Annotated in this window: 15 protein-coding genes; 10 read left to right on the plus strand and 5 right to left on the minus strand. The window is 63.1% G+C overall.

The genetic code is table 11. From position 1 onward, the window contains the following. Positions 1-166: 166 nt before the first annotated feature. The gene (locus tag N7568_RS17850; RefSeq protein WP_261611127.1) at positions 167-1,027 is read right to left on the minus strand and encodes a LysR substrate-binding domain-containing protein; all 861 of its coding nucleotides are present in this window, start codon (positions 1,025-1,027) and stop codon (positions 167-169) included. 71 nt (positions 1,028-1,098) lie between these two features. On the opposite strand from N7568_RS17850, the gene N7568_RS17855 reads away from it, so the two are divergent. Together N7568_RS17855 and N7568_RS17860 are read left to right on the plus strand one after the other, a co-directional pair. Then, positions 1,099-1,992, plus strand: a complete 894-nt coding sequence (locus tag N7568_RS17855; RefSeq protein WP_261611128.1) for an alkaline phosphatase family protein — start codon at positions 1,099-1,101, stop codon at positions 1,990-1,992. Further along, positions 1,989-2,858 (plus strand): DMT family transporter, encoded by an 870-nt coding sequence (locus tag N7568_RS17860; protein WP_261611129.1) that lies wholly within the window; start codon positions 1,989-1,991, stop codon positions 2,856-2,858. Before N7568_RS17855 ends, N7568_RS17860 begins: the two co-directional genes overlap by 4 nt. A gap of 38 nt (positions 2,859-2,896) precedes the next feature. On the opposite strand, the gene N7568_RS17865 is transcribed toward N7568_RS17860, so the two are convergent. The 3 genes from N7568_RS17865 to N7568_RS17875 form a co-directional block, all read right to left on the minus strand. Continuing rightward, positions 2,897-3,730 (minus strand): alpha/beta fold hydrolase, encoded by an 834-nt coding sequence (locus N7568_RS17865; protein ID WP_261611130.1) that lies wholly within the window; start codon positions 3,728-3,730, stop codon positions 2,897-2,899. A gap of 81 nt (positions 3,731-3,811) precedes the next feature. After that, entirely contained in the window at positions 3,812-4,666 is an 855-nt protein-coding gene (locus N7568_RS17870; RefSeq protein WP_261611131.1) for an alpha/beta fold hydrolase, read from the minus strand. 9 nt (positions 4,667-4,675) lie between these two features. Next, complete coding sequence (locus N7568_RS17875) at positions 4,676-5,572, minus strand: alpha/beta fold hydrolase (RefSeq protein ID WP_261611132.1); 897 nt, start codon at positions 5,570-5,572, stop codon at positions 4,676-4,678. Between the two features lie 76 nt (positions 5,573-5,648). Here N7568_RS17875 and lysS point away from each other — a divergent pair, with 76 nt between their 5' ends. From lysS to N7568_RS17895, 4 genes are all read left to right on the plus strand, one after another. Further along, complete coding sequence (gene lysS / locus N7568_RS17880; RefSeq protein ID WP_261611133.1) at positions 5,649-7,178, plus strand: lysine--tRNA ligase; 1,530 nt, start codon at positions 5,649-5,651, stop codon at positions 7,176-7,178. A gap of 2 nt (positions 7,179-7,180) precedes the next feature. Then, the gene (locus N7568_RS17885; protein WP_261611134.1) at positions 7,181-7,354 is read left to right on the plus strand and encodes a hypothetical protein; all 174 of its coding nucleotides are present in this window, start codon (positions 7,181-7,183) and stop codon (positions 7,352-7,354) included. A 129-nt stretch (positions 7,355-7,483) separates the two neighbouring features. Then, positions 7,484-7,810, plus strand: coding sequence for a histone-like nucleoid-structuring protein Lsr2 (locus tag N7568_RS17890; RefSeq protein WP_211711044.1), 327 nt, complete (start codon positions 7,484-7,486; stop codon positions 7,808-7,810). A 371-nt stretch (positions 7,811-8,181) separates the two neighbouring features. Further along, positions 8,182-10,674 (plus strand): ATP-dependent Clp protease ATP-binding subunit, encoded by a 2,493-nt coding sequence (locus tag N7568_RS17895; protein ID WP_261611135.1) that lies wholly within the window; start codon positions 8,182-8,184, stop codon positions 10,672-10,674. Positions 10,675-10,745: 71 nt separating this feature from the next. Here the strand turns inward: N7568_RS17895 and N7568_RS17900 are convergent, their stop codons facing one another. Then, complete coding sequence (locus N7568_RS17900; RefSeq protein ID WP_261611136.1) at positions 10,746-11,486, minus strand: TetR/AcrR family transcriptional regulator; 741 nt, start codon at positions 11,484-11,486, stop codon at positions 10,746-10,748. Positions 11,487-11,543: 57 nt separating this feature from the next. Here N7568_RS17900 and N7568_RS17905 point away from each other — a divergent pair, with 57 nt between their 5' ends. The 4 genes from N7568_RS17905 to N7568_RS17920 all read left to right on the plus strand — a co-directional run bounded on the left by N7568_RS17905 (position 11,544) and on the right by N7568_RS17920 (position 17,113). After that, on the plus strand, positions 11,544-12,752 hold the full coding sequence (locus N7568_RS17905; RefSeq protein ID WP_261611137.1) for a glycosyltransferase: 1,209 nt from the start codon (positions 11,544-11,546) through the stop codon (positions 12,750-12,752). An 84-nt stretch (positions 12,753-12,836) separates the two neighbouring features. Continuing rightward, a complete protein-coding gene (locus N7568_RS17910; protein WP_261611138.1) occupies positions 12,837-14,933 on the plus strand; it encodes a S9 family peptidase in 2,097 nt (698 codons plus the stop codon). Between the two features lie 52 nt (positions 14,934-14,985). Next, positions 14,986-15,495: an amino-acid N-acetyltransferase gene (locus N7568_RS17915; protein WP_261611139.1), complete on the plus strand. Its 510-nt coding sequence runs from the start codon at positions 14,986-14,988 to the stop codon at positions 15,493-15,495. Positions 15,496-15,664: 169 nt separating this feature from the next. Beyond that, a complete protein-coding gene (locus N7568_RS17920) occupies positions 15,665-17,113 on the plus strand; it encodes an FAD-binding oxidoreductase (RefSeq protein WP_261611140.1) in 1,449 nt (482 codons plus the stop codon). Positions 17,114-17,123 lie beyond the last annotated feature (10 nt).

A 17,123-nucleotide genomic window follows, 5' to 3' on the forward strand; every position in this document is an offset into this window, starting at 1 on the left:
GAGAGTAGGACACCGCCGGACACACATTAACGGCAGAGCCCCGACCACGACGGTCGGGGCTCTCCCCATTTAAACCACCACACCCGAACCGACCCGGATTACACCCGTCACACCAGACCCAAAAACATACCCACCAGACCCACAACACACTGCAGGACCAGAATTCTTATCCAACACATCCCAACACCGCGTCCACTACGTGGCTGCGTTGGTTGTCTTTTCTGTGGACCAGGTACTCCGTGATGGGCGGAATTGGGTCCGTGAAGTCAAGCAAGACCAAACGGGGATCATCGTTAAACTCGTCCTCCGCGATGACGCCGATACCTAAGCCGGCGATAACAGCGGCATGGACCGCTTCCCTGCTGTCCGTTTCGAGTACTTCGGACGGCTGGAGCTGAGCTGCCAATAGCGCCGTCTCGATGGTTCTGCGCGTAACGGAGCCTTTCTCCCGGATTATCAGCGGGTGGTTGACCAGGTCACGGAGGCGGATCACCTTGGCCGCAGCCAAAGCGTGGCCCTGACGCACGAACGCCACGAGGTCCTGCGTTCCGAGCGCGAGGGCCACGAGGTCCGGATGGGGTGTCTCGTCCGCGATGATGCCCACATCGACGGTCCCGGCCAACACGCGTCCGCGTATTTCTGCGGAGTTTCCGCTGATGAGCTGGATGCTGACCCCGGGGTTTCGGCGTCGAAAGGTGCTGAGTAAGCTCACGGCGTTGATGGGTGCGTCGGTGCCGAAGCGCAGTTCTCCCTGCATTACGTAGCGTGCTTTGGCGAGGACTGCCTCGGCCTCCATCTCCGCTGCGAACAACGTGGCAGTGACGGCGAACAACTTCGCTCCCAAGGGGGTGAGTTCCACCGACCGTCCGGCGCGCTGCAGGAGACTAACCCCGTGGTGGCGTTCCAGTAGGCGGACCTGCTCAGAGAGCGTTGGTTGGCTGACATGTGCCGCAGCGGCGGCTGCCACATAGCTTCCGTAGGTGGCTACATAGTGGAACGCCCGCAAGTGGGTCAGATTCATAGGCATGACCTAAGTCTCCTATAGATGGGAACGGCTCTTCCTATGCGTTGTTGTGCGAAGCCAGTACCGTCGTCGGTGTGAAGAATGAACCCCACGTCCTTGTTGTCGGCATCGACGGCGTCCGTTACGACTCGCTCCTCGCAGCAGATACTCCTGTGTTGGACCGGATCGCGGAGCAAGGCTTCCTGGTCCCAGTCCGCGTGCACGAGAAAAATGCCACCATCTCCGGACCGGTGTGGGCCACTGTGGCTACTGGCGTGTATGCCGACCGGCACGGGGTGTCGGGCAACAGCCACCATCCGGCGGAGCTCGATACTTTCGTGGATTTCACCGCGGCTGTGCGTGCCGCCCGACCTGAGCTTCAGACTATGATCGCCGCCAGTTGGCACCCTCTTGCGGCCAAAACAGCATGCGGACCCATCTTCTCTTCCCGCGGCTGGGTACCGGCGCAGGACCCCGAAGAAGCGAACGACGCCGACAGCTGGGTCAGCGCCGATGACGCAGTTGCGCAATACGCGGTCGCGCGGCTGAAGGATGAGGATCCCGCCGCCTCTTTTGTGTACTTTGGGGAGGCCGACGTGGAAGCCCACAACCATGGCACGGGTGCCGGCTACCCGTCAGCCATTCAACGTTGCGACTCGCGCCTTGGGGCCCTGCTCGAAGCTGTTGAGTCAAGGCCCGGCCGGGTTGGGGAAGACTGGACCATCATCGTCGTCACGGACCACGGGCACCTCGACACGGGTGGCCATGGCGGTGAGACCGACGTCGAGCGCACAGCCTGGATCGCGGCCATGGGCACAGGCGCACCCCACGACGTGACCGCAGTGGACCACGCCGATATCTTCCCCCAGGTGCTCGCAGCGTTCGGCATCGCAGCCCAGGGATCCGATGGCGTACCGTTTGGGTGCCGGCAGGACCCGCGTCAGAAGCCGCCTGCGGAGGGCCTGCGTAGCACGGCAGGCTCTCGTTGACCCTTACGGTAACGGCGGCCGTCCTCTTGGCGGCGGTCCTGCACAGTGCTTGGAATGCTATCGCCAAGGCGATTCCGGACCGGCTCGCATCGTCCACGATGATTGCCCTGGCCTATTTGGCCTCAGGACTCGTGGGCGCAGCGGTTTTGGGGGTTCCCCTTCAGCAGTCGTGGCCGTATGTGCTGGCCTCGGCAGCGCTCCAGACTTGTTATCTGATCCTGCTCACCACGTCCTACAAACACGGCGATTTCTCCCAGGTCTATCCGCTGGCCCGTGGTCTTGCGGTACTGCTGGTCACAGCCGTTGCCACCACGTTCCTGGCGGAACGGCTAAGCCTGTGGCAGCTGGCCGGGGTGGCGGTGGTTACGGGTGCGTTGCTGAGCCTTGCCCTCATAGGGCCGGGCAGAGCAGGGCCGGGCAAACCGGCTACCAGCAACCGCAAGGGCACCTTCTTCGCCGTGCTGACTGGCGCTGCCATTGCGGCCTACACCTTGGTGGACGGTGTTGGAGTCCGTTTGTCAGGTCAGCCGTTGGCCTATATCTCGTGGCTGTTCCTGTTGCAGGGCATGCTGATTCCAATAGTGTGCTGGCGCATGGCCACGGATCGGCGTTCTTTCCCACAAAGGGTGGCGCGGTATTGGAAGCCGGGGTTCGTTGGCGGGCTGGTGTCCCTGCTGGCCTATGGGATTGTGGTGTTGGCGCAGAGCATGGCGCCACTGGCCTTGGTATCCGCGCTAAGGGAGACCAGTGTCCTGTTGGCGGGGATCATCGGCGCAGTGTTCTTCAAAGAAAAGTTCAGCCATGTGCGGCTTGCCCTGACTGTCGTCGCAGTGGCGGGTATCGCCGCCATCCAGCTCGGCCAGTAACCTCGCTGGAACCTGGCCAGACGTGCAGTTGCGCAGGACTAGCCCGAGTAGAACTCCGACAACTCCGCGATCAGCTTCTCCGGCGCCTTGTTCGGGCCATCATGCCCGAACCCGGGGAGGATGGTGTAGCTCGATCCGGAGAGGACTTTATGGATCTGGCCGCAGGCAACACCAAAGTAGGCGGGACTCTTTTCGCCCACAACGATCAGCGTCTCCAACGGCAGGTCGAGGAACGGCTCAGGGGGCATATCGGCAGCGATGACTGCCTTGATTTCGCGTACGCCGCAGGTCATCAGCTCACGCATTTGCTTACCCAGAGGCGTCCCGGCGGCCAGTTTGTTGGCCAAGGTCAACATGGACAATGGCATGCGTGCGAAGGCACCGCCGGTTTCCACGCCCTTGATCAGGACGGCCAGGGCGCGATCGTAGTCTCCCGCCGCCGCCGCGCGTTCATAATCGGGTGTCCAGTCGGCCTTAACGCTGTGGTTGACCGAGACTGCGGGGTCGTAAACCGCGAGGCGCTCAACCGGCAGCGTCCGTGCTGCATGCAGCGCCACGGCACCGCCGAAGCTGTGCCCGAACACATCAGTGCTGGACGTGTGCTTCATGACGGCGTCGAGGTCCCGGATATCGGCCTCGATCGTGTAATCCTCGGCCTGCGGGGATGAGTCGCCGCGTCCACGCCGGTTGAAAGTATGAACGGGGCGGCCAAGGGCTTCGCTGAGTTTCTGCGCGAAACGCGTGTAGTCGGCGGCCGTCACCATTGAGGCAGGAACGACGACGACGCCGGAACCTGCCGCTGCCAGCTCACCGCCCGTGGTGAGTACTTCGAGGTGTCCGCCGTCGGCTGTGATGATGATGTCGCGCGTCATGACTCGAGCCTAGCCGAGCGACCTGAATGCGGGCAGCATGCCGGTCCCTTATGTGGAAAAGCAGCCAGCGTGGAAGGGCACTCAGCGTTTGAAGTAGTCCGAAATATCCGAGACGAGTTCGTTGACGGCCGCAGGAATGGAACCATGGAATCCCTTGGGTGAGACCTCCAGGGTGCTGCCGGGGACGGCCCTGTTCAGCCGTGCGGCGGTGACCTTGTAGAACCGTGGACTCTTTTTGCCCACCATGAAGTGCGTGCTGGAAGGCAGTACCGAGAAGTCGCGCGGAGTCTCGGTGGCCTCGAAAGCAGCTTTGAGCTCGCCGACCCCCGATGGCATCAGCTCACGGAAGAGCTTGTTGACCTTGGTCCGCGACACCACAGCCATGAGCCCAACCAGGACAGGCTCCGGGACGCGGGCAAGGGCAGTTCCTGGATGCATGCCCCGCTTCATCCGGGCCATTGCACGGTTAATGTCGCCCTTGTTGACGGACTCGGCAAATCCGGCCAGCCAGTCGGTGTCCATGCTCCCGTCGATGTTCACCGCGGCGTCGTACACGGCGAGCTTGTCCGGTTCGTGACGGGTTCCGGCAAAGGCCTGTGCGGCATTCAAAGCTACAGACCCACCCAGGCTGTGGCCGAAGATATTCCGGGCTCCGGTGGCGTCCATGATGGTCCGGACGTCGGCGATTTCCGTTGCCATGGAGTAGTTGTGCGGCTGTTCGGTGGACTTGCCCCGGCCTCGGCGGTCGTAAACGTCCACTGCCCAGCCATCGCCCAGCCCCTTGGCCAAAGCAATGGAGAAGGGCCGATAAATGAGTGCCGTAAGGAACGCTCCACCGATGAGCACTACCCGACGCTCCCCGGGTGCGTCCTCCGTGCCGTAGCTGTACAAGGCGAGCTTGCCGCCGTCGTGCGTCTTTATATCGCGTTCCCTCACCGGAACATCCTAGGTGGCCCCGGCTGGTTCCCCGTGGAGCTGGTTCCCGGAAAGGAACCGGGCGATCCGGGCCGCGAGCCGCCTGCCTGGCCGCAGGGGACCTTCATGGAACTGCAACGGCACAATCGCGAAGTCAATCGCGGGCACGGCCCCGGCCAGGATGCGCCCGGTTTCTGCGAAGTACGACGGACTCCAACCACCGCTGAGCATCAGCGTGGGGGTGGAGAGATTCATGAAGTCGTGGAGGTGCGCGTCGGCGTCGAGTACCGCCCGCATTTCGACGACGGCGGTGGGCAGCAACGAGCGCATCTCCAGGCCCAGCCGGGTCCGGGCCGACAGGACGCTGAGAGTACGCAGCGCGCCCATGGGCAGGTAGGAAATCGGCCCCGCGGTTCCCAAGCCCTGCACCAGGTGCGCCCAGGCGTGGTCAAGTTGGCCGGCTGTCACAGCTTCCTCGAGTTCGGGCCGCCACCGGCTGCTCAGGTTGCCTGAAAGCGACACCGCGGCGTCGTACGTGACCAGTCTGTTGATCTTGGCCCGACGGGCGGCCTGCAGGGCGACGAAGCCGCCATAGCTGTGTGCCACAACATCGGTGGAACCGCTTTTCGCCATCACCGCCTGGAGGTCGGCGATCTCGGTATCCACCGAATAGCCAGGCGGCTGCGGTGCAGACTGCCCCCGGCCACGCCGGTTGTAGCTGTGAACCGGTCGCCCCAGCATGATGCTCAGGGTCCGCGCGAATGGCCAGTACAGGGAGTCGGTTACCAAAGTGCCATGGACAAGCACGACGCCGGCCGGTTCAGCGGGTGCCTTCGAGCCGGGAATTGAAGCACCCGACGCCGGGCGGAACGTGTGTACCTCAAGCTGCCCGCCGCCGTCGTCCGTTTCAACCGTCCATGACTCCACAGCCCCGAGTCTATGCGTTCCCCTGATCTTGGGGTCCGGAAGTAAAGGCCCGTAATGACCGGTAAACTTAAGGACTGTGACTTCCGCAAACACCCCAGCCCTGAACACCTCCGCAGAGCCCATCGACGCCAGCGAGCAAATGCGCATCCGTATGGAGAAGCGCGCCAAGCTGATCGAGCGCGGCACAGAGGCCTATCCGGTGGGTGTTGAACGGACCCATTCCCTCGGCGAAATCCGCGAGAAGTACGCGCACTTGGAAGCCGATGAAACCACCGGCGATACCGTTGGCGTTACCGGCCGCGTCGTTTTTGTGCGCAACACCGGCAAGCTCTGCTTCGCCACCCTCCAGGAGGGCGGGGTGGACGGCAAGGGCGTACGCCTCCAGGCAATGCTGAGCCTTGCGAACGTCGGTGAGGAAGCGCTCGCCGAGTGGAAGGCCCTGGTTGACCTGGGCGACCACGTTTTCATCAAGGGCGAAGTCATTTCCTCCCGCCGCGGCGAGCTGTCCGTCATGGCTGACTCCTGGTCCATGGCGTCCAAGGCCCTGCGCCCACTCCCGGTTCTGCACGCGGAACTGAACGAAGAGACCCGCGTTCGCCAGCGCTATGTGGACCTTATGGTCCGCGACGAAGCCCGCGAGATGGTCTACAAGCGGGCCGCCATCACCCGCTCGGTCCGCGACACCCTGGACCGCCACGGCTACGTGGAGGTGGAGACCCCCATCCTGCAGCTGGTCCACGGAGGCGCCACGGCCCGTCCGTTCGAGACCCACATGAACGCGTTTGACCAGAAGATGACCCTGCGCATCGCTACCGAGCTCTTCCTCAAGCGCGCAGTTGTTGGTGGCATCGACCGCGTCTACGACATGGGCCGCGTCTTCCGCAACGAAGGCGTGGACTCCACGCACAGCCCCGAATTCACCACCCTCGAATGCTACGAAGCCTGGGCTGACCAGTTCGTCATGGCCGAGCGCATGAAGGAAATCATCCTGAATGTGGCCGACGTTGTTGGTACGCGGAGCATCCAAACGGATGCCGGCGAGATCAACCTCGACGGCGAATGGGCTTGGGTTTCGGTGTACCCCGGTATTTCCGAAGCGGTGGGCGTTGAAATCACTCCGGACACCACTGTGGAGGAGTTGCTGGCGATTGCTGCCAAGCACGAGGTCAAGGTGGACCCCAAGTGGGACGCCGAGAAGATCGTGGTTGAACTGTTCGGCGAGATCGTGGAACCCACTCTGCTGAACCCCACGTTCGTCTACGACTATCCGCCCTCTGCCCAGCCGCTGGCCCGCCCGCACCGCGAGGATGGCCGGCTCATCGAGGCCTGGGACCTGATCATTGGTGGCATGGAGCGCGGCACCGCGTTCTCGGAACTCATTGACCCCGTGATCCAGCGTGAGCGCCTCACGGAGCAGTCCCGCCGCTCCGCCGCCGGGGATGAGGAAGCCATGCAGCTGGACGAGGACTTCCTCCGCGCCCTCGAGTACGGTGCACCGCCCATGGGTGGCATCGGGCTCGGCATCGACCGCCTGGTGATGCTGTTCACCGGAGCCGGGATCCGCGAAACCATCCTGTTCCCCCTCTTGAAGCCCGAAGGTCACTGATCATGGAGTACATCGCCGTCCTTGCGCCGTCAATCGTCGTTGGATTGATCTTCTGGTTTGCAATGAAGTCGATCTTCAATGCGGACAAATCCGAGCGTCAGGCAGAAGCGCGGGCCCAAGCTGAAGCAAATTCGAAAAATTCAGGCCCGTCCCCTGAAGGCCCGGTCGCTAAATAGGCTCCTAAATGGGTTCCGGTTACAGGGGAATCCAATTGTGCTTTGACGTGCGTGCTTGCCGTGAACGATAATCAACAAAGGAATCCGGGGAATTTCTGATTATCCAACCCTCCAAAAGAGAGGCAACTCATGGCACAGAAAGTAAAAATCATCCTCGTCGATGACCTGGATGAAGGGGCTGCGGACGAAACTGTCCGCTTCGGCCTGGATGGCGTGAGCTACGAGATGGACTTGTCCACCGCCAACGCAGCTTCGCTTCGGAAGGCCCTGGAACCGTACGTCGCCAAGGCCCGGAAGACATCTTCCGGCCGCGCCACACGGGGTCGGGCTACAGCTGCCCGTAGCCAGGATTCCGCACAGATCCGGCAGTGGGCCCGTGATAACGGGTACACGGTCAACAGTCGCGGACGTATTCAGGCTGAAATTCAGGAAGCCTACCAAAAGGCCAATTCCTGATTCACCGCTTCAATGCCCCGGCAGTCACTGCCGGGGCATTGGTTGTTTAAGGGGCGGTTTGTTGAGGGGACGGCCTTCCACTGCAGCTCCGAATATTCCGGGAATCGCGTCGTCCCTTGAGGGCTCCGAATACGGGTGCTATTGGGTTTATCTCAAAGCTGCGGAACGGGGCTGCCGCCAAATGGTCCCGGCCGGGTCGGGAGAGAGGGGCCTGAAGCGGCTGGCAGCATGCCACTGTCGTCCGCCGGGGTCAAGGGGCAGCTCCGGTTTTATTCCTCCACCGCGTCATGTTTCCCCTGTGGCGAACACGCCCCAAAAGTGTTGCTCCGGCACGTAGCATCAAAGTACGTCGTAGCTAGGAGTGTGGCGAAATGTTTGAGAGATTTACGGACCGTGCCCGTCGCGTGGTCGTCCTTGCCCAAGAAGAGGCACGGATGCTCAACCACAATTACATCGGTACCGAGCACATCCTCTTGGGTCTGATCCACGAGGGTGAAGGCGTTGCTGCCAAGGCGCTCGAGTCCCTGAGCATTTCGCTCGATGGCGTTCGCGAGCAGGTACAGGAGATCATCGGCCAGGGCCAGCAAGCCCCGTCCGGTCACATCCCGTTCACGCCGCGCGCCAAGAAGGTGCTTGAGCTTTCCCTTCGCGAAGCACTGCAGCTCGGCCACAACTACATCGGTACTGAGCACATCCTGCTCGGCCTCATTCGCGAAGGCGAAGGCGTGGCCGCCCAGGTGCTGGTCAAGCTGGGCGCAGACCTGAACCGGGTCCGCCAGCAGGTTATCCAGCTGCTCTCCGGCTACCAGGGCAAGGAGACCGCAGGCAGCGGCTCCGGCCAGGGCCAGCCGGAAGGTACTCCTGCCGGTTCGGTGGTGCTTGACCAGTTCGGGCGCAACCTCACGCAGGCTGCCCGCGAAAACAAGCTTGACCCTGTGATCGGCCGCGAGCAGGAGATGGAACGCGTCATGCAGGTCCTCTCCCGCCGCACAAAGAACAACCCGGTGCTGATCGGTGAGCCCGGCGTCGGTAAGACTGCCGTCGTCGAAGGCCTCGCCCAGGCGATCGTCCGTGGCGATGTCCCTGAAACCATCAAGGACAAGCAGCTGTACACGCTTGACCTCGGCTCCCTGGTTGCCGGCTCCCGCTACCGCGGTGACTTCGAAGAGCGCCTGAAGAAGGTCCTCAAGGAAATCCGCACGCGCGGCGACATCATCCTCTTCATCGACGAGATCCACACCCTCGTTGGTGCAGGTGCTGCCGAAGGCGCCATCGATGCTGCGTCCATCCTGAAGCCCATGCTGGCCCGTGGCGAGCTCCAGACCATCGGTGCCACCACGCTGGACGAGTACCGCAAGCACATTGAGAAGGACGCTGCACTTGAGCGCCGCTTCCAGCCCATCCAGGTCAAGGAACCCTCCGTTGCGCACGCAATCGAGATCCTCAAGGGCCTGCGCGACCGTTACGAGGCACACCACCGTGTCACGATTACCGACGGCGCCCTCGCTTCAGCTGCGCAGCTGGCCGAACGCTACATCTCGGACCGCTTCCTGCCGGACAAGGCGATTGACCTTATCGATGAAGCCGGCGCACGCCTGCGTATCCGCCGCATGACCGCTCCGCCGGAGCTCAAGGCCATGGACGAGCGTATTGCGGACGTGAAGATGGAGAAGGAATCCGCCATCGACGCCCAGGACTTTGAGGGTGCTGCCTCGCTGCGCGACAAGGAGCAGAAGCTCATTGCCGAGCGCGCAGAGAAGGAACGCAACTGGAAGTCCGGCGGCATGGACGACATTTCCGAGGTTGATGAAGACCTGATCGCCGAAGTTCTTGCGAACTCCACGGGCATCCCGGTCTTCAAGCTCACGGAGGAAGAGTCCTCGCGACTGCTCAAGATGGAAGACGAACTGCACAAGCGCGTCGTCGGCCAGAACGAGGCAATCAAGGCCCTGTCCCAGGCTATTCGCCGCACCCGTGCCGGCCTGAAGGACCCCAAGCGTCCCGGTGGCTCGTTCATCTTCGCCGGCCCCACGGGCGTCGGCAAGACCGAGCTGGCCAAGGCTCTTGCCGAGTTCCTGTTCGGTGAAGAGGACGCCCTCATCACGCTGGACATGTCCGAGTACTCCGAGAAGCACACGGTTTCGCGTCTCTTCGGTGCACCTCCGGGCTACGTTGGCTATGAAGAAGGCGGCCAGCTGACCGAGAAGGTACGCCGGCGTCCGTTCTCCGTGGTCTTGTTCGACGAAGTTGAGAAGGCCCACGCGGACCTCTTCAACTCGCTGCTGCAGATTCTGGAAGACGGCCGCCTGACCGACTCCCAGGGCCGCGTGGTGGACTTCAAGAACACCGTGATCATCATGACCACCAACCTTGGTACTCGCGATATTTCCAAGAGCGTGGCAACGGGCTTCCAGTCCGGCACGGACACCCAGACCGGCTACAACCGGATGCGGGCCCGGGTTACCGAAGAGCTTAAGCAGCACTTCCGCCCTGAGTTCCTCAACCGTGTTGACGACGTCGTGGTGTTCCCGCAGCTGACGCAGGACGAGATCATCGAGATCGTGGACCTGTTCGTGACCCGCTTGGAGCGTCGCCTCAAGGACAAGGACATGGGCATCGAGCTCACCCCTGCAGCCAAGGTTCTCCTTGCCACGCGTGGTTACGATCCCGCCATGGGTGCCCGGCCGCTGCGCCGCACCATCCAGCGCGAGATCGAGGACCAGCTGTCCGAGAAGATCCTGTTCGGTGAACTCCACTCCGGCGACATCGTTGTGGTGGACGTGGACGGCGAAGGTGACGACGCCAGGTTCACGTTCGAAGGCAACGCCAAGCCGCGCATCCCGGAGATCGCTCCGACCGCGTAAAGCACTTCAGCGCAAAGAAGCCCCGCCCGTTCCGCAAGGAGTGGGTGGGGCTTTTGCGTTAACCCCGGATGCTAGGAGGGGACTCCTGCGCCGGTCAGGTAGTTCGTGATGATGCTGGTGAATTGCTCGTCCGGTTGGCCTTCGCCGGTGTGCCCCGTCATTGCCGCAGCCAGGTGTGGGTAATCCCCGGCCATGAGGGCTTCGGTGAGGTATTGCCCGCGGCCTGATGCGACACCCTCTGGTTCGGTTGGGTGGGTTGTGGCCATTTCGTTTTGCACGAATGCGGAAGTGATGGCTGTCATCATGGCCACGGTCTGGAGTTTGGCAGGACCGGGGAGGTCCACCTTCGCCAAAGCGGCCAGGGCGGCTTCCAGGTAGCGGAGGGAGTTTGGGCCCATGGACGGACGGGTCAACAGCAGTGGCGCCAGCCACGGGTGCCGTCGCATGAGTCTCCGGCCTTGGCGCGCAAGATGCAGCAGTTGTTCCTGTGGTCCACCGGCGGCTGGCTTGAGGTGGTACTCGCTGCTGACTGTGTCCATCATGAGTTCTACGAGTTCATCGTGCGATTTCACGTAGCGGTACAGGGATGCGGCGCCAGAGCCGACACTTGCGGCAACGCGTCGAATGGATACCGCAGCCAATCCCTCCTGATCGGCTATTTGTAGCGCCGCCGTTGCGATTCCTGTCCGGGAGTGTCCAGGTTTAGGCCCGACCACCGAGCGTTCAGGGCGGCGCCATAGATCGGTGGGATCCAAAGCAGGCAAGCGAGTACCGCCTTTCCTCCGGTCGTCGTGGTTTTGTCTTCTTCCCATTTGACTATATTCTTAATTGCGAACGGTGATCGCAATTATCAAGGGTGAGGGGCAGCAATGCGCGTACTGATGGTTACTCCGGGCACACGCGGGGACGTTGCGCCCATGGCCGGGCTCGGTGGCCTCCTGCAGGGCCTGGGTTACGAGGTTGCTATTGCGGCGAACCCTGCCTACGCACCTTTGGTCGTTGAATCGGGATGCGAATTCAGGCCGCTCCCGGGCGACCTCGCCCGGCTGATCAGGCAGCCGGCGCCGGGCGCCAAGGCCACGGGCGGAAGCGTGCTCTCGTTCTGGCGTGAGCTCAGTGAATACATGGAGAACGCCGCTATCGGCACCCTCGCGGCGGCCGAGGCGGGAGCTGATGTCATTCTGGCCAACTCGGTGGCACCCTACGCCTATGACGTTGCCGAGGCTTTCGGCATTCCGGCTGTTGGAGCCCATCTGCAGCCCACGGAACCCAGTGCCGCTTATCCGCCGGTCTTGATGAACTCCGCGCGAAGCCTCGGTTCGTGGGGAAACAGGATTATTGGGGAGCGGGCAGCTGCAGGTCCGGCTCCCTATGATGCCCCCAGTGCCCGGCTCCGCAAGTCGCTTGGTCTACGTCAGCAAAGCCGGGCGGCTGGTGAACGTCGCCGCCGGAAAGCCAACGCCACTATTCTTCACGGCATTAGCCCCACGGTCCTGCCAAGGCCGGCCGATTGGCATCCCGGCCTGGTCATGGCCGGGTACTGGTGGCCTCCGGCGAAGCCTGCCTGGCAGCCTCCCGCGGACCTTGTGGACTTCCTCGCGGACGGTCCGCCGCCCGTCTTCGTTGGCTTTGGAAGCAGCGCACATATCGATCCCGACTTCATCCTCGAGGCCACACGCCGCGCCGGAGTGAGGGCTGTGGTGCAGGGGGCCGAGGGCGCCCTGGGAGGCGACGTGATCGGCGTCGGAAGCGTTCCGCATGAGTGGCTGTTCCCACGCATGGCGGCCGTTGTCCACCATGCCGGAGCCGGAACAACGGCTGCCGGCCTGCGGGCCGGTGTGCCCGCCGTGGGCGTCCCTGTGTACACCGACCAGCCACTTTGGGCGTCCCGGGTTGCCGCCCTTGGTGCCGGACCTGCGCCGATTCCGTACAAGAAGCTCACTCCGGAGCGCCTGGGTGACGCCATCAAGCAAACCCTCACTACGCCGTCGTACGCATCGCGGGCAGCGGAACTGGGGGCCGCCATCGCGAAAGAAGACGGAACCGTCGCAGTACTCGAGGCCCTGCGGGGGCTCTGACGCTCAAGGAAGAATCTGAAAGTACTGTTTCACTGTGAGTGAACCACTCTGTGATCGGCAACACAATGCGTGTTGAATCGGATCATGGACTCTGCTGACACCCCGGGCGAGCAGCCCGAAACCCCCTTCCACGACATCGACCACTACCTCGCCATCCCACGGGTTGGTGGCCTGACCCTGAGCCCCGACGGCAGACGCCTGGTCACCACCGTGACGACGCTGAACGGCAAGGGAACCGAGTTCGCCACCGCCCTGTGGGAGATCGACCCCACGGGCCGGAAGCATGCACGCCGGATCACCCGCAGCTCCAAGGGCGAGACCGGCGCCGTCTTCGCTGCCAACGGCGACCTGTACTTCACCTCGGCGCGTCCCGATCCGGACAGCCCCGATGCCGACCCCGTCAACGCACTTTGGCTGTTGCCATCCGACGGGGGAGAAGCCCGTGTGGTGCACTCCCGCGCCGGCGGCATCAGCGCCGTCCTGGCGGCCAAAGACGCGGACGCCACCTTCGTCAACGCCGAGGTCCTGGCGGGATCTGCGGATGAGGACAACGACGAAGCGCGCCGCAAGGCCCGCAAGGACAACAAAGTCTCCGCCATCCTGCACAGCGGCTACCCCGTCCGCTACTGGGATGCCGACCTTGGCCCCGCCGAGCCGCGGCTCTTCGCGGTGGAGCAGGGTGAAGAGAAGGAGCCCGGCAAGCCTTCCACCGTGGACGCCGCTGCCCCGCTCAAGCTCCGGAACCTCACTGCCGGCGTCGGCGGCTCGCTGCGCGAGGCCACAACGGTGGTCAGTCCGGACGGAAAGACCATCTATACAAGCATGTCCAAGGCGCTTGCGAAGGCCGACAGCCGTGAGGTGTTGGCCGCCGTCGACGTCGCCACCGGCAACGTCAAGGTACTGCTCGACCACGAGGGGATGAGCTACTTCCCGGGGCCGGTCAGCCCTGACAATGGAACGCTGGTGGTGCAGAGTGAGAGCGACACCACCCCCGCCCGCGCTCCCCAGGTGAAGTTGCACCTGCTGAACGTCTCCGGCGGCGGGGCTGCGGACCTGGAGCCGCTGGCGCACCAATGGGACCGTTGGTCCACACCCCTCGCCTGGCTTCCGGACGGCAGTGCGGTGCTTGTTACAGCGGACGACGACGGCGCGTCGCCGGTTTTCCGGATTGACGTCGCAGATGGTGGGGTCACGCGGGTGACGAAGGACGCCGCCGCCTATTCCGACGTCGTGGTTTCCCCTGACGGAACCACGGCGTATGCGCTGCGAAGCTCGTACGAGTTCCCCGCCGAAGCGGTGCGGATCAACCTCGCCACAGGGGAAACGGCCCGGCTGCAGGCTCCGGCGGAGCGGCCAGCATACAAGGGTCGCCTGGAGCGCGTGGAGACGACGGCGGAGGACGGCTCGCGCGTGCCGGCGTACCTCGCGCTCCCGGACGTTGCGTCCGCGGCAAACCCTGCGCCGCTGTTGTTGTGGATCCACGGCGGGCCGCTGGCCTCGTGGAACGCGTGGACGTGGCGCTGGAACCCGTGGCTGCTGGTGGCCAAGGGCTATGCCGTGCTCTTGCCCGATCCTGCCCTCTCCACAGGTTATGGCCAGGACTTCATCCAACGCGGATGGGGCGAGTGGGGCAAGAAACCTTTCACCGACCTCATGGCCATTACTGACGCGGTGGTGGCGAGGCCGGAAATTGACGAGTCGCGGACTGCTGCGATGGGCGGATCGTTCGGCGGCTACATGGCCAACTGGGTCGCCGGGCAAACCGACCGCTTCAAGGCGATCGTCACCCACGCCAGCTTGTGGGCGCTGGACCAGTTCGGCCCCACTACGGATGCGGCACAGTACTGGCTGAAGGAAATGACGGAGGAGATGGCGACAGCGAACTCGCCGCACCGGAACGTAGGCAATATCAAGACGCCCATGCTGGTGATCCACGGTGACAAGGACTATCGGGTGCCGATCGGCGAAGGCCTGCGGCTTTGGTACGAGCTCCTGTCGTCATCCCAACTGCCTGCTGACGAAAACGGCCAGAGCCCGCATCGGTTCCTCTACTTCCCGGACGAGAACCACTGGATCCTGCAACCGAAACACGCGAAGGTTTGGTATGGCGTGGTCGAGCACTTCCTGGCGAAACAGGTGCTGGGCGAAGACCTGCCGGTTCCTGAGGAGTTGGGGCTGTAACACCGTAATGGCGGAGGCTGGGGAGAACTTGCTTCCTCGTTAGGATGGGGGAGTGAATTCGACCTTCAGCCTCCGCCCTGCCCGCACCAGTGATGTGGCGGCTATCAAGAGGCTTGTGGCGCCTTTGGCTGAGGAGCGGATTCTCATGGCCAAAGAGACTGTGGCGTACTACGAGAGTCTCCAGGAATTTCGGATCGCCGAGTCTGGCGACGGCGAGGTGATCGGCTGCGGTGCCCTGCACGTAATGTGGGAGGACCTGGCCGAGATCCGTACACTGGCTGCGGCAGACTCCTGGCGTGGCCGTGGGGTGGGGCACGTCCTGGTGGAGGACCTGTTGGAAGAAGCGCGGGCCCTCGGTGTGAGCCGCGTGTTCTGCCTGACGTTCGAGGTGGACTTCTTCAAGCGCCATGGATTCGAAGTCATGGCGGACCAGTCGGCCGTGGATCCGCAGGTGTACTCCGAGCTGCTGCGCTCGCATGACGAGGGCGTGGCCGAGTTCCTGGACCTTGCCCGGGTAAAGCCGAACACCTTGGGCAACACCCGCATGATCAAGCAGCTCTAGGGCCGCACCCCATCAGTCTCTGCATCTGATTCCGTCCTGCGTGGCGCGTCGATCAACCCTGCCCCATTATGGGTGATTTATTATCTCTTCTCTTATATCCAGTTGATGGATAAACTGATTGAGGCTTGCTGGGGAAGCTTCCACCACATCGGTCAATTGAGAGAAGATCATGCAGTCCCACGCGTCCTTTTCAGATGTTTCAGAACTCCAACTCAGCGTGCGCGGTCCCGTGTTCACGCCTGCCGATCCCGGCTTCGCCGCAGAAGTAGCGGCCTTCAATCTGTCCACACAGCACCAGCCGGATCTTGCCTTCGGAGCCCTCGACGCAGAGGACGTTTCGGCGGCAGTCCACTGGGCCGCGGAGCGGGGAATGCCCGTGTCCGTTCAATCCACCGGACACGGTGCCACCAATGCCATTGAGGGCGGTTTGCTGATCAGCACCCGCCGCATGCTCGAACTCAGCATAGATCCCCTGGAGAAGACGGCCCGCGTGGGTGCGGGCGTCCGCTGGAAAGCCGTAGTGGACCTGGCCGCAACCTTCGGTTTGATGGGGCTCTGCGGTTCCACCACTGACGTTGGCGTGGTGGGTTACACGCTGGGCGGTGGCTTGCCGATCCTCGGCCGCAAGTACGGCTTCGCTTCGGACCACGTCATCGCCTTCGAACTCGTCACGGCAGATGGCACCCAGCGTCGGGTGACCAAGGATGAGAATTCAGAGCTGTTCCATCTCCTGCGCGGAGGCAAGGGCAACCTCGGAATCGTCACGGCCATGGAATTCCACCTGTTCCCGGGCTCGGACCTGTATGCCGGCGGCGTGTACTACGACGGCGGGCATGCCCCCGAGGTGCTGCAGGCGTTCAGGGATTGGGTGCCTGCACTGCCCTTGGAGGCGTCGGCATCCCTCGCCTTCCTGCGGCTTCCGGACATGGATATGATTCCCGAGCCGCTGCGCGGAAAGTTCGTCATCCACCTCCGTTATGCCTACCAAGGCGATCTGGCTGCGGCAGCAGATCTCCTCGAACCAATGCGCCGGAGCGCCCCCTTCATGATGGACGCCACCGGGCCGTTGGACTCCACTCAATTCGACACCATCCACCAGGATCCGGATCAGCCCGTACCAGTGCGGGAGCACGGCTTCCTGCTGGATCGGCTGGACGACCAAGCCGCAGACGCGCTGCTGCGGCACTTTGGCCCCGGCGTCGAAAGTCCTGTGTTGCTGGCAGAACTCCGTCTCCTGGGTGGAGCCCTGGCCACGAGCGCGGAGGGGGAGGACATTGTTGGTGGGCGTGACGCGGCGTTCAGCTTCTTTATGGGTGCTATCGCTGTCCCGCCGGTTCTCGAGGTACTGCCGGCAGTCTTCAACGCTGTCCATGAAGACCTTCGTCCAGCAGCCAACGCCGGAACCTTTGTGAACCTGCACGGCCACTTTGTGGATGCAGAAGACAGGGAGAGGCCTTGGCTGCCCAGCGCACGGGAACGGCTCCGTAAGGCCAAGGCCGAGTTGGATCCGAAGAATATGTTCAGCTTTGGCCACGTTGTAGGGCTTCCCGTCATCGACCAGACTGTGCTGCTCGAAGATGTTGTGACCGCCGGTGGCGACGCCGTGCTGAACAACTAAGGGGATGCGG

The sequence above is a fragment of the Paenarthrobacter aurescens genome (assembly GCF_025421775.1).
Lineage (GTDB): Bacteria > Actinomycetota > Actinomycetes > Actinomycetales > Micrococcaceae > Arthrobacter > Arthrobacter aurescens_B.

Coding starts and splice junctions, on each gene's coding strand:
- N7568_RS17900 (WP_261611136.1), bottom strand. CDS start 11,486: ATGGGAAGAAGACAAAACCACGACGACCGGAGGAAAGGCGGTACTCGC.
- N7568_RS17910 (WP_261611138.1), top strand. CDS start 12,837: ATGGACTCTGCTGACACCCCGGGCGAGCAGCCCGAAACCCCCTTCCAC.
- N7568_RS17885 (WP_261611134.1), top strand. CDS start 7,181: ATGGAGTACATCGCCGTCCTTGCGCCGTCAATCGTCGTTGGATTGATC.
- N7568_RS17905 (WP_261611137.1), top strand. CDS start 11,544: ATGCGCGTACTGATGGTTACTCCGGGCACACGCGGGGACGTTGCGCCC.
- N7568_RS17895 (WP_261611135.1), top strand. CDS start 8,182: ATGTTTGAGAGATTTACGGACCGTGCCCGTCGCGTGGTCGTCCTTGCC.
- N7568_RS17850 (WP_261611127.1), bottom strand. CDS start 1,027: ATGCCTATGAATCTGACCCACTTGCGGGCGTTCCACTATGTAGCCACC.
- N7568_RS17890 (WP_211711044.1), top strand. CDS start 7,484: ATGGCACAGAAAGTAAAAATCATCCTCGTCGATGACCTGGATGAAGGG.
- N7568_RS17865 (WP_261611130.1), bottom strand. CDS start 3,730: ATGACGCGCGACATCATCATCACAGCCGACGGCGGACACCTCGAAGTA.
- N7568_RS17920 (WP_261611140.1), top strand. CDS start 15,665: ATGCAGTCCCACGCGTCCTTTTCAGATGTTTCAGAACTCCAACTCAGC.